The organism is Rothia sp. HMSC073B08, from assembly GCF_001812975.1.
Lineage (GTDB): Bacteria > Actinomycetota > Actinomycetes > Actinomycetales > Micrococcaceae > Rothia > Rothia mucilaginosa.
This window is the reverse complement of the sequence record NZ_KV811080.1, coordinates 27,962-41,000: the sequence shown is the minus strand read 5'-3', so window position 1 is coordinate 41,000 and position 13,039 is coordinate 27,962. Positions and strand designations below refer to the sequence as shown.

Here is a 13,039-nt window from a genome sequence, read left to right as displayed (position 1 = left end):
CCGGTCACCCACACTCAACTCGGAAGAGCCATATTAACCCTCGCCGGACAACAGACAAAGAAACCCGAATATGACACAAAAAAGACGCCCCTGCCCCTCCACGCGGTGGTACGTGCGTGGAGGGACAGGTCGTTATACAGTGTGGGCTGGCTTGGGGTTAGTCCTGTTTCTCTTCATCAGCGAGCGCGGGATGCGCGGCGGGCTTCTGTAGTGCGGAGGCCTCGCGCGGTACTACAGCCTCGTGTAGCTTTGCGCGTTCCTGCTTTTTCAGAAACTCGTACACCGAGAAAGAGTCCTCTTCTTCCTTCGTGAAGCCGTTGACGCCCGTGTAGCCTTCCGGCAGGCGGTTGTACACGAGGTAGTACCAGAACTCGGTGGGCGGGGTCTGCCCCTCCTCGATGAGGTCATTTATCTGATTCCGGCGTTTGAAGAGGCGAACAATGCCCATGATCCACAGAATCGGCAGCACAAAGATTGACCCCACGCCAATCACTATAAAAATGAACGCGACCATAAACCCGTATTCGGGGTCTACGATGCTGGCAAGAGGCGCCAACACGAAGGGGTTCAGTATCAGCAGGGCAGCAAGCCAAATGTTCGAGAGGGCAAGTTCCTTCTTCAAGCCTTCAACGCTGTACCTTGTCGGCGGCCTATTCACTGGAACGTAGCCCACCGGTTGCAGCATTGCCGCCCGCGATATGGGGTTCTCCTCAGCCTTGACCGGGTTCAGGTGGGCGGCGCACGCCTGCATGGGTGCGGACTCGTCGTGGGAGCGGTCGAGCAGGCGCATTTCGATGAGTTTTGAGTCGGGGGCGAAGAGCAGATCGGGGATGACCGGCAGGATAGCGCCCGGGCTCAAACCGAGGGATTCTAGCCGAACATATTCACCGTATGCGTGCGTCGTTTGAGTCTGCATTGCCTGCGCCCGCTCACGGGCAGAGAGTACAGGCTGGGCGGACCCAGCGGACTGAGCGGACTGAGCGGGCTGAGTGGAGGCGAGCGCTACCGGGTGGTTCGCATCGTCGTCCTTGCGGGATTCGTGAGTGTCTTCCGGGGTATCTTCTGATGCGTCGTCTTCCGGCTCTTCGATGTCGTCGGTGTCATTGTCGTCGGTGTCATGAGAGTCTTTCCGCGCGGAGTCGTAGCGCTTGGGGGCACCCGGGTAAACGTATTCATAATCGGGGTCGGGGTGCTCTAGCTCTTCGTCTTCGTTGTCGGATGCTTGGTGGAGCGTAGCGTCTTCATTTTTCTGCGTCTGCTGATCCATGAGTAGCGTCATGTATTCCGGGACGGACTGGTCGGTGTCCCAGAGGGGCTGGTATGCCTCGTCCTTCTTTGCAGTTTCCTTCTTTTCAATGGGTCGGTCTGCCATGGTCGTCTCCTTCGCTTACCAGACATACTCCTAGTGGCACCACCGTACCAGCGTGCGCTGGGCAGTCCCTTGAAACCTGCCTGATAAAAGCTGAGAAAAAGCCCCCGACAAGCGCAAACATGCACGTGTTAACACTGCCGGGGGTTTAGCACCACTGGAGCCCAGGGACCCACGGGAAGTCGACTACGATGCATCAGCTGAGTTTGGAACAGGGCTTGAGGTAGGGCTCGGGGCACTCAGCGGCTGAGGGGCTGGCACCACCGAAGACATCGAAGACGCCGCACCCAGGATCCACTGCATCTCCTCGGCGTCCCTAGGCAAGCGGTCATACACCAGATAGAACCAGAACGACCCGAGAGGCATGGCCTTCCACTTCAGCGCCCGATACTTTCGGCTCACTCGGAGTAGCGCAAAAATCAGCGCACCAGCCCACAAGAACAGGGGAAGACCAAATGTCGCCAGAGAAAGCATCAGGAAGAAATAGAAAATAAACCCACCGAAGCTAGGATCCTCTGTAACAGTAGCCAACAGAAGATAAGTCAGGGGATTAAACACCACACCCACGAAGAAGAGCACTATGAACTCAGGCCACGCCTTCCACCACAGGTCTGATACACGCACCTTACCCGCAAGTGGGGTCGCTGAGATGTACCCAATAGGTCGTGGTGTACCCACTACTTTCCCCTCCTGCCAGGTGGGAAACACACTTGGCACCTGCTGGTATACAGATGCACCAGTATCCGTGCCCATGGGGGACATTCGGCGCATCGTGGGGCCCGGGCGGCCATACAGCGGCCGGTTCAGCACCGGGTGACCCGTCGCCGAAGGGAAAAAGTACGCAGCCTGCACAGACGGCGCAGGAGCAGAAACCGCCAGAGCGGACGCCGCAGAATTGGGCGCTGAAGAATCGAGCGTAGCAGGAACCACGGGGTCAGCAGGCGCGGATGCAGAATGAGCCTTCTGTATTTCCAGGACCTCCTTCACCGGCTCGGGGATCTCCCCGGTCGGCGCGGGAGCCGGCGTTCCGTGAAGAAGCAAAGCCGAGTAATCGGGGGCGGGCTGCTCCATATCCCACAGTGGCTGATACGCGTGGCTGCTCTTCTCGGTTGGGTTCTGAGGGTTTTTCGGTGCTTCGCTATGCTCCGCCACGGTAACCTCCTCCAATGCTTGTCTGCTTGTTAGTGTCTGTGTGTTGTCTACACTGTGTGTTCGATGCGCGGGGGCTTAATCCCGCCGCTGTTCTTTGAGCCAGTGGCTAGCCTGCTTAAGCCTCGGCCGCTTCGTTAAGCCGCACAAGGCTCAGAATCCACGCCATACACCAGATGATGCCGGGAATCCCCATGAGTCCTGCGCTCACCTGATTCACCGCAGTAAAGAGAGCTGCGACGAGTTCTCCCCGCCCGAACAGAGCGGTGACGGAGAGAATCGCCGCCGCAATATAGGGGTTCAGTATAGAAACTCCCAAGAACAGAAACCATCCTCCCGGCTTCTGGAACGAAGTGGGCAGGGGGCCAGAGTCCATCACCGGTTGGTCGATAACATCTTGCTGAGGCGAAGCGTCGCCCTCCTGGTTTGTTTCAGAGGGCGGAGTGCACTCGTACACCAACCGGAACTTGAATCTCTCCTCGGTCTCACGCTTCCCGGTAGATTTCGCCATCACAGCGAAGAAGTTGATAACAGCCCACGAGGAGAAGACGAGCAGCACCAGCGGAAGAATACCGAAGCTCAGCATCAAAAATCCTAGGGATGCACCAAAAAGAGACACCAAGGTTTCTTCGCCCAGAATAGGACCTGCCAGTATATAGACGAATGGATTTGCCACGATAGCCAACGCCAGGCATACCACCGCCTCCACTCCATCTTTCCCTGAACTCGACTTACGGGAAGGAACCGACAGGGGGCTGTAGCCGACCAGCTCGCCGCCGTGTTCCTCCGGTAAGTCTCCCTGGGGGAGAGTCCCCTGAACATCATCCGCGTGGATGCGCATCAGCTGCGGGTTGGGGCGACCGTAATGCACCTGCGGCGCCACCTTCAAAACGCGCTGATGAGGGGAAACGGGATGATTCTTATCGGTGGTCATGATCCCTCCTCATGGTGCGATTCAAGGATGCGGTGCAGCAACGCCGTGGCTGAACCACCGTCAAGCGGGGTGCACTCGTACACCAGCCGGAATTGAAAATCCTGCTGAATCTTGTGCTGCCCAATGAACAGGCGCATCGACTCGACGGCATCCTCAACGGCCTTCAGAAACTTTCCTGCACTGAGAAACAGCAACCAGATTCCTACAACGACCCCAACCAGAATCAGCGGCGGAAAGTAAAAGAACGGCGCGAAGATATTTATCAGCGCCAGCTCCATGCCTTCACTGATTTCTATATGGCTCTGGGAGAGGAGCACCGGACTCACCAGCGCGATAAAAAGAGACGACCAGAACGCCATCCGCAGTACCGGTCCCAGCACATACAAGGTGAAGCCGTCCCAATCGGTGAAGAAGCCCTTCGCGTCGAAGGTTTCGCGCGACTTCTCGATGGGAACATAGCCCACCACCTTGCCAACTTTCCAGGCAGATGACGTGCCCTCGGTCAGGATGCCCTGCACCTCTCCCCTGTCGATGCACCGCAGCCTCGGGCGGGGGCGACCGTGGATGACCTTCGGTGACATCAGCAGAACCGGCTCATCCGAGAACTCCAGCTGGTCCTCGATGGGCTGGTTGTTATTAGTGGTCATGACGACTCCTGAGAGCTCAATGCGGCATGTGTTTTTGGGCCAATAATTTTCTGATTGGGTTCTTCATCCAGCTCGTACCGGTACATGGAGCCCTTGTCGACAGGGCGGTTATACACGAGGAAAAACCAGAAATCCTCATAGGTCGTACCCTCACGCAACGCAGCACTAATCTTTCGTACTGCTTTACTCACCACAGAGATCAGCAAACCCGCCCAAAGAATAGGGATAAGCCAGAGAACTATAACGCCCCCAGAAAATACCAGGAAGAGAACGATTGTTTCGAGGAATTCAGTGTCTGTAGCACGGGAATTAAAGAGCAAAGAAGCGAGCGTAAACGGGTTCAGCAGAATCACCAGGAGAACCACAACCAAGGACTCCAGACAAGGCCAAATCGCCCTGGTGTACCGCACGTTTTTCAGCTGTTCACTCAGCGGAACATAGCCCACCGGGTGTTCCGGGCCAGCCAAGATTTTCTCGACGATTTTCCGTTGCGGGCCTATCCCGTCGGGGAGGTGCTGCTGAATGGCGACCGCGCTCATCTGCCCCTGATGACCGGAGGGGTCGTTGAGCAGTTTCATGGGAATTAGGAGGGGGCCCGGTCGACCGTACTGCGGGACCGGTTCGACCTCCAGCGCGCTGCCGGCTGCCAGCAGGTGGGAGCTGTGCATGACAGACTCTTTCGGGGAAATGCGTCGCTTGACCATGGTTCGACCCTCCATATCCCAGCATTTTTGATAGATGTTCAATAGATGGTTTTACAGTAACAACCGAACCTGAAAAGAACCTGAGCCCAAATGCAAATGAAAAACGTGAAAAAGAAAAGGGTCGAACATGTCCACATTTTGATGCATTTAGGAGTAATAAACGCTTCACAAGCCATTTTGAGGTGTATCCTAGTTCACATCTGGTGTGTTCAAGTTCAGCTGGAACCCACCAGAACAACACCACAAGCCTCCCAGAAACACCCCGGGAGCCAAGCAAAGGAGCACCGTGACACACACCGCCTCCCCAAACCCCCGCGGCCGGTCGCATCGACGCCGAATCGGCAGCGGGCTACTCACCCTCAGCATGGCACTGAGCCCCCTCGCAGCCCTGGGCACCACCGCCCACGCCGCGGAAGACCCCGACGCCGTCAAGCAGGTACTCAGCGAAAGCATGAAGAACGCCAGCGGCACCGTCACCGCCTTCGTCCGCTTCAAGGGTAAGGGCGCCTTTGAACAGACCCAGCCCGCAGGCGTACGCGCCGGCGTGCAGGCACCCGTCAACACCAGCTCGCAGGTGCAGGCAATCGCCTCCCAGGTGCAGAGCCAGGCACAGCAGGTCAGCAGCCAGTCCGGCGCGCAGGTCCTCTACACCACCCACAACGCAGTACGCGGCGTGGCAGTGCGCGGTGACGCCGAGTCCATCAAGGCACTCGCCAACCGCTCCGACGTAGAGAAGATCTCGCCCATCCTGCCCAAGTACCGCCAGAACGCGGGTGCCGCCATTGACGCAGGCTCCCTCGCCACCTGGACCGGCACCACCAACCCCGCCGGTGCAGGCGGGTACACCGGCAAGGGCGTGAAGATTGCCGTCATCGACTCCGGCATCGACTACACCCACACCGACTTCGGCGGTAGCGGCAAGCTCGAAGACTACGAGAAGGCATCCAAGCTCACCGAGCTGCCCTCCGCAGACTCCGGACTCATCAACCGCACCAAGGTTGCTGGCGGCTACGACCTCGTTGGTGACGCATACGACGGCACCAACACCGCAACCCCCGACGGCAACCCGCTCGACTGCACCACCGGCGGCCACGGCACCCACGTGGCGGGCACCGCGGCAGGCTACGGCGTGAACGCCGACGGCACCACCTTCACCGGCGACTACAGTAAGCTCACTGCAGAGCAGCTCAAGACCATGAAGATCGGTCCCGGCGTCGCCCCCGACGCTGAAATCTACGCCTTCCGCGTCTTCGGTTGTAGCGGCAGCACCAACGTCGTTATCGAGGCGCTCGACCGTGCCCTCGACCCCAACGGTGACGGCGACTTCTCCGACCGCGTGAACGTGGTCAACATGTCCCTCGGCGGCGAATTCTCCCCGCAGGACGACCCCGAAGCCTACGCCGTTGACGCGCTCACCCGCGCCGGCGTGCTCTCAGTGATCTCCGCAGGTAACGCCAACGACTACAGCCTGCGCGGTGACACCTACTCCAACTCCGGTCACCCCGCCACCGCAGCCAGCGCGATTACCGTGGCTAACGCCTACGGCTCCACCCGCGCCGTCGATGCGGCAGAGCTGACCGACCCCGCCACCGGCACCACCCGCAAGGTACGCGGCGACTACAGCGTCTCCTACCCCTGGGCGCAGGCGGGCACCAAGGAATTCACCGGTGAACTCACCACAATCTCCGAGAACAACCGCTACGCCTGCAACGCCCTCAGCGCCACCGAAGCGGCAGCTGTAAAGGGCAAGTGGGTGCTCATCGACTGGGCTAAAGATGACGGTGAACTCGCCTGCGGCTCCAAGGTGCGCTTCGATAACCTGGAGGCGGCAGGCGCCAAGGGCGTGCTACTTGCAGGCAACGACGAAGAGCCCGGCCTGGGTATTGCCGGTAACGATACCCTGCCCGGCTTCCGCCTGGCAGCATCCGCCGCTAAGGACCTGCGTGCACAGATCACCGCAGCAGAAGCGGCAGGTAAGCCCCTGACCGTGCGCCTCGGCAACGAGCTGAAGTCCTCCCTGCGCGTGGACACCGATAAGCTGGATCAGCTGAACCCCATGAGTGCCCGCGGCTTCCACGGCAGCTACGGCTACACCAAGCCCGACATTGCGGCACCCGGCTCGTACATCACCTCCGCGGCGGTAGCGACCGGTAACAACTCCGTGACCTTCAGCGGCACCTCCATGGCGGCACCCTACGTGACCGGTTCCGCCGCCCTGGTCATGCAGAGCCACCCGACCTACACCCCCGCGCAGGTCAAGTCCGCCCTCATGAACACCGCAACCCACGACGTGCGCACCGAATCCGGTGCCGCATACGCGGTGGACCGTGTGGGCGCCGGACGAGTCGACACCCTCGCTGCCGTGCAGTCGAAGTCCCTCGTCTACAACGCTGACAAGAGCGGTACCGTGTCCCTGAGCTTCGGCGTGCTCGAGTACGCACCGGATGCTGGCGTTCAGACCCTCACCCGCGAGGTGACGGTCGAGAACACCGACTCCGTGGCGCACACCTACGCCCTGTCCTACGCTGAAAGCACTAATATTCCTGGCGTGGAATACTCCTTCCCCTCCGCGGTCACCCTCGCACCCGGTGAAACTAAGAAGTTCGAAGTCACCGTGCGCATCGACCCGTCCAAGCTGGAGAAGACCCGCGACGCGGCAATGGACACCACCCAGAACGCAACTGATTACTACACCGGCAACGAAACCGTTCCCGCACAGTACCGTCAGTACATTGCCAGCGCATCCGGCCGACTCGTCCTCACCGAAGACGGCACCAAGGCACTGCGCCTGCCCGTTCACGTGGCCCCCAAGCCCGTGAGCACCATGCACGCCGCCGAAGACACCGTCACCTTCACCCAGAAGCCCTCCAGCGACGAGGCTCAGAAGGCAGACACCGGCTGGACCAAGTCCCAAATCTCGCTGCGCGGCACCGAGGTCAACCAGGGCGGCTACCGCTCCCTGCTCGGCGCGTTCGAGTACGGTGCGAGCGTGGACCGTGTGGCTCCCACCTCCCTGTCGCTGAACAGCAACGTTAAGGCGAACCTGCAGTACGTCGGTGCTTCCTCGGATGCGCCCGCACTGAAGGCAGCCGGCGGCAACGCCGATGACGGCACCCTGCGCTTCGGTATCTCCACCTGGGCGAACTGGGATGTTGTCTCCTACGAGAACACCTTCACCGTAGAAATCGACACCGACGGCAACAACCGCGCCGACTACAAGCTGGTCACCGACCGCGCTAAGGGCCTGGACTACCCGCTGGTTCGCCTCTACGGCTACAAGAACGGCAACCTCGTCGAGCTCGGCTACTACCCGCTCAACGGCGCCTGGGGTGATGTGGACACCAACATGATGGACACCAACACCCTCATCATGGGTGCACCCCTCAAGGACCTGGGCCTGACCAGCGCAAACAACCCGGACATCCAGTACCGAGTCAGCGCAACCACCCAGTACGAGTGGGGTAACGTCAGCGAAACCGGTTGGATCAAGTACCGCCCCTTCAGCCCCAAGCTGTGGTTCAGCGGCGACTCCTCCGCCGTGGCTGGCCTTCACCCGGATGCCTCCACCACCACCCTGACGGCGCACCGCTCCGCTGACGCAATCCCCGCGCTCGGCGAATCCGGTACCCCCGCCAAGGCGCTGCTGCTGCACCTGCACAACGGCACCGGCGACCTCTCCGGTACCAACGGCGCCAAGGGCAACCGCGCCGAGGTGCTGAACATCAAGGAGCAGCAGACCGAGTACATCACTCCGTCCCGCTTCACCGATGTGAAGAACACCGACCAGTTCTACACCGAGATCTCTTGGTTGGCTCAGCGCGGCATCACCACCGGCTACCCGGACGGCACCTACCGCCCGCTGGAGTCCGTGGAACGTGGCGCAATGGCGGCGTTCTTCTACCGCATGCAGGGTTCCCCGCAGTTCACTGCCCCCTCCACTCCGAGCTTCAAGGATGTGCCCACCACGCACCCCTTCTACAAGGAGATTGAGTGGATGAAGGCTCAGGGCATCACCACCGGCTACTCAGACGGCACGTTCCGCCCCTCCGCACCGGTGAACCGTGACGCCATGGCTGCGTTCTTCTACCGTGCAGCGGGTTCCCCGCACGTGGACCTGCCCGCGACCAGCCACTTCAGCGATGTTTCCACCGATAACCAGTTCTACCGTGAAATCACGTGGCTGGCTTCGAAGGGCATCAGCACCGGCTGGCCGGACGGCACCTACCGCCCGGTGACCCCCATTGCCCGCGACGCGATGGCGGCGTTCATCTACCGCTACACCGAGAAGGTTGCTAACCAGGCCGGCCGCTAGACGGTAGCTAACCGGTAGCGAACAGTTCGGGTCCCCTCCCGCCCCCTGCATGGGGTGGGAGGGGTACCCGGAACCGGCAGGGTCCGGGGCCTGAAGACCCCGGAACCTCTCAAGTTTTGGTGGCGGTTTCACCGGCGGATGCACTCACTCGTCGTCTGCCGGTGGGGCCGCCTCCGCGTATCACCGATACACAACCACAGAGCACACAGCACCATCGAAAAATAGAAAATCCGAAGGAGGATTCCATGACAACGCCTCATGCGCCACGCCGCAGAATGAAGGCTGTCGGTGCGACCGGTTTGAGTGCGGCTCTTGCCCTTACTCTCGGCGTTCCCGCCACTTTTTCTGCAGCTCACGCTCAGAGCCCCCAGCAGGTCGAAGGAAGCACTGCGAGCGCATCCGGTGACGCTGCCTCGCGTATCAGCCCGGGCCTGCAGAAGGCTGAAGGCCAAATCACCGTGTATGTGCAGTTCAAGGGCAAGGGCGCGTATGAGCAGACCCAGTCCGCGGCTGTTCTGGCACGTAAGGAGGCGCCGGCGAACCGTCAGGCGCAGGTGCAGGCTATTGCAGCTCAGGTGCAGTCGCAGGCTCAGTCTGTGGCGGCTGCTTCTGGCGCGAAGCTGATGTACACCACGCATAATGCGATGCGTGGTGCGGCGATTACTGGTGATGCTGCGCAGATTCGTGCGTTGGCGGAGCGCCCGGATGTGGAGCGTATTTCGCCGATTATCGCGAAGGAGCGTATGAACTCCGGTAGCGAGATTGATACGAAGACTCTTGCCACGTGGACTCGTGAGAATACGGGGTACACGGGTAAGGGCGTGAAGATTGCGGTTGTTGACTCCGGTGTTGACTATACGCACGCTGATTTTGGTGGCCCCGGTACGGTGGATTCGTACCTGAAGGCTAAGGCGATGACGGAGCTTCCGTCCGCTGATTCGGGTCTAATTGATCGTAATAAGTTCATTGGTGGCATTGACTTGGTCGGTGATGACTACAATGCGTCGGTGGCTGAGAAGTCGACTCCGCAGCCGGATAATAACCCGCTGGATTGCCGCCCGGATGGTTTCGGTTCTGGCGGTCACGGCACGCACGTGGCGGGTACTGCCGCCGGTTACGGTGTGACGGCGAACGGTACGACTTACCGTGGCGATTATAAGAACCTGACGGAGGAGCAGCTGAAGGGCATGTCCATTGGCCCCGGTACTGCTCCTGATGCTCAGATTTTGGCGATTCGTGTGTTCGGTTGCTACGGCAATTCGAGTGTTGTGATGAAGGCGCTCGATACCGTGATGGACCCGAATGGTGACGGTGATTTCTCTGACCGCGCCGACATTGTGAACCTGTCTCTCGGTGGCGAGTTCGCCCCGGCTGACGACCCTGAGTCGTACATGATTAATACGATGGCGCGCCAGGGTGTGTTCACTGTGGCTGCTGCCGGTAACGCCAATAACTACAACGGTGTGGGCGACACCTACTCCGATTCGGGTAGCCCCGCGAATGCGGCTGCGGCGCTGTCGGTGGCGAACGCCTACGGCTCCACTCAGCCGATTGACCGTGTCCGCGCAACCACGAAGACTGGTTTGGAGTGGTTGCAGGGTGATTACTCGGTGAACTTCGATTATTCGAAGGCATCCGCTGATCAGTTGCGCGGCGAGGTTGTTGCCGCACCGAAGCGTAACCGTTACGCTTGCGAGGCTTTCACTGCTGAAGAGGCGAAGGCTTTGAAGGGTAAGTGGGTTTACTTCGAGTGGGATCAGGACGATTTGACGTTCCCGTGCGGTTCGAAGGTGCGTTTCGATAATGTTCAGGCTGCCGGCGGTGTTGGTGTGGTGATGGCCGGTAAGGCTGAGCGCTACACGATCGGCATTGGTGGTAATGCGACCATTCCGGGTCTGCGTCTGACTGCTTCTTCGACGAAGGACCTGGAGAAGGCTCTGGCAGCCGGTCCGGTAACCGTTGAGATGAACCTGGACTACAAGGCTTCGGGCCGCGGTCCTCACTCACACGCTTTTGATTTGAATTCCTCGAGCGCTCGCGGTCAGCACGGTTCTGATGGCTTCATTAAGCCTGACCTTGCGGCACCGGGTACTGAGATTGTCTCTGCCGCTGTGGGCACGGGTAATAAGGGTGTTTCCTTCACCGGTACCTCGATGGCAACCCCGCATGTGACCGGTATTGCTGCCCTGGTGATGCAGGCGCATCAGGATTACAACCCGCAGATGATTAAGGCTGCGCTGATGAACGGTGCGTCCACCCCGATTAAGAATGAGCAGGGTGCGCAGTACGCGGTGGATCGTGTGGGTACGGGCATGGTGAATGCTCGCGCCGCCGTGGACGCGAAGGTTATCGCGTACGATGCGAAGACCCCCGAGCGTGTTTCGACCGCGTTTGGCGTGCTGGAGTACACCCCCGATTCGGGTATTCAGACTGTCCAGCGTGAAATCGTGCTGGACAACACCGATTCGCAGGCTCACACCTACACCCTGAGCTACGAGGCAAGCACGACCATCCCGGGTGTGGAGTACTCCTACCCGCAGCAGGTGAGCGTGGGTGCCGGTGAGCGTAAGAACGTGACCGTGACCGTGCGTATTGACCCGTCCAAGCTGGAGAAGACCATGGACCCGGCGATGAGCGCCGACCAGGTTGCTCAGGACTGGACGAGCGGTAAGACTCTGGCTGCTGGTAAGCGCCAGTACATTGCGAGCGCTTCTGGTCGCCTGATTTTCTCTGAGAATGGTCGCGAGGCGATCCGCCAGTCGATTCACGTGGCTCCGAAGCCCGTCTCGAAGATGCGTGTGGATGCGTCCCGTATTGATTACAAGGGCGTCTCCGATAAGGAGTCCACGGTGACTCTGCGCGGTACGACCCTGAACCAGGGTGGTTACCGTTCGCTTCTGGGTGCGTTTGAGCTGGGTGCGATCAGTGACCGTATTCCGTCCGGTCAGCTGAAGCTGCCGTCGAACCAGTCTGTTGACCTGCAGTATGTGGGTGCCGCTTCGGACGCTCCGGCGTTGAAGGCTGCCGGCAAGAACCCGAACGATGGTTCTCTGTTCTTCGGTATTTCGACCTGGGGCACCTGGGATAGCATGCACTGGGGCCGTCAGGTACAGGTGCAGATTGATACCAACAACGACTCCACCGCCGACTACGTTCTGGAAGTGACCCGCGAGAAGGGTCTGGACTACCCGCTGGTGAAGGTCTGGTCCATCTCCGGTAACGCATCCACCGTGGTGGCACGCTACCCGCTGAACAACGCCTGGGGCGATACCGACACCAACATCATGGACACCAACACCATGATTCTGGGCGTGCCGCTGAAGGACCTGGGCCTGACCGCTGAGAAGGCTCAGAGCATCAAGTACACGGTGCAGACCGACACCTGGTACAACGAAGGTAACTCCTACGTGGACACCACCTCCGCTATCGAGTACTCCCCCTTCAACCCCGGTGTTTGGTTCACCGGTGAGGAGTCGGGCGTGCCCGGCCTGTTTGTGGATCGTGACGGCGGTCAGCTGACCGTTCACCGCAAGAACAACAACAAGGAGCGTCAGGCTCTGTTCCTGCACATGCACAACGCGACCGGTGACCTGAGCGGCCGTAAGACCGCTAACGGTGTTGCCGCTGGCGACCATGCGCAGGTCGTGAAGGTGGCTCGTACCATCCACGATGCACGCTTCACCGACGTTCCGGCGGATAACCAGTTCTACCGTGAAATCACGTGGATTGCTGCCCGTCAGATTGACCGCGGCTACCAGGACGGCACCTTCCGTCCGCTGAACAACATGGACCGCGCAACCATGGCTGCGTACTTCTACCGTATGAGCGGCTCGCCGCAGTACACCGCACCGTCCACCCCGAGCTTCTCGGATGTTCCGCTCAACCACCCCTACTACAAGGAGATTGAGTGGATGAAGGCTCAGG

At 60.0% G+C, this 13,039-nt stretch carries 7 protein-coding genes; 2 read left to right on the top strand and 5 right to left on the bottom strand.

What is annotated here, in order from left to right:
• Positions 1-157: 157 nt before the first annotated feature.
• The 5 genes from HMPREF2884_RS06285 to HMPREF2884_RS06265 form a co-directional block, all read right to left on the bottom strand.
• Entirely contained in the window at positions 158-1,372 is a 1,215-nt protein-coding gene (locus tag HMPREF2884_RS06285; RefSeq protein WP_070616307.1) for a pyruvate ferredoxin oxidoreductase, read from the bottom strand.
• 183 nt (positions 1,373-1,555) lie between these two features.
• Complete coding sequence (locus tag HMPREF2884_RS06280) at positions 1,556-2,521, bottom strand: hypothetical protein (RefSeq protein WP_070616306.1); 966 nt, start codon at positions 2,519-2,521, stop codon at positions 1,556-1,558.
• Positions 2,522-2,636: 115 nt separating this feature from the next.
• The gene (locus HMPREF2884_RS06275) at positions 2,637-3,452 is read right to left on the bottom strand and encodes a type VI secretion protein (protein WP_070616305.1); all 816 of its coding nucleotides are present in this window, start codon (positions 3,450-3,452) and stop codon (positions 2,637-2,639) included.
• The gene (locus HMPREF2884_RS06270) at positions 3,449-4,099 is read right to left on the bottom strand and encodes a hypothetical protein (RefSeq protein WP_070616304.1); all 651 of its coding nucleotides are present in this window, start codon (positions 4,097-4,099) and stop codon (positions 3,449-3,451) included. Before HMPREF2884_RS06270 ends, HMPREF2884_RS06275 begins: the two co-directional genes overlap by 4 nt.
• Positions 4,096-4,767, bottom strand: a complete 672-nt coding sequence (locus tag HMPREF2884_RS06265) for a hypothetical protein (RefSeq protein WP_049340154.1) — start codon at positions 4,765-4,767, stop codon at positions 4,096-4,098. The genes HMPREF2884_RS06270 and HMPREF2884_RS06265 overlap by 4 nt, the downstream gene beginning before the upstream one ends.
• Positions 4,768-5,167: 400 nt before the next feature.
• Between HMPREF2884_RS06265 and HMPREF2884_RS06260 the strand changes: the two genes are divergently transcribed.
• Entirely contained in the window at positions 5,168-9,115 is a 3,948-nt protein-coding gene (locus HMPREF2884_RS06260; protein WP_371325922.1) for a S8 family serine peptidase, read from the top strand.
• Between the two features lie 245 nt (positions 9,116-9,360).
• Positions 9,361-13,039 (top strand): S8 family serine peptidase (locus tag HMPREF2884_RS06255; RefSeq protein WP_070616302.1); only part of this gene is annotated, 3,679 nt, incomplete at its 3' end.

What these genes read in the sequence shown, in the direction of transcription:
- HMPREF2884_RS06275 (WP_070616305.1), bottom strand. Translation starts at nt 3,452, where the DNA reads ATGACCACCGATAAGAATCATCCCGTTTCCCCTCATCAGCGCGTTTTG.
- HMPREF2884_RS06265 (WP_049340154.1), bottom strand. Translation starts at nt 4,767, where the DNA reads ATGCACAGCTCCCACCTGCTGGCAGCCGGCAGCGCGCTGGAGGTCGAA.
- HMPREF2884_RS06260 (WP_371325922.1), top strand. Translation starts at nt 5,168, where the DNA reads ATGGCACTGAGCCCCCTCGCAGCCCTGGGCACCACCGCCCACGCCGCG.
- HMPREF2884_RS06270 (WP_070616304.1), bottom strand. Translation starts at nt 4,099, where the DNA reads ATGACCACTAATAACAACCAGCCCATCGAGGACCAGCTGGAGTTCTCG.
- HMPREF2884_RS06285 (WP_070616307.1), bottom strand. Translation starts at nt 1,372, where the DNA reads ATGGCAGACCGACCCATTGAAAAGAAGGAAACTGCAAAGAAGGACGAG.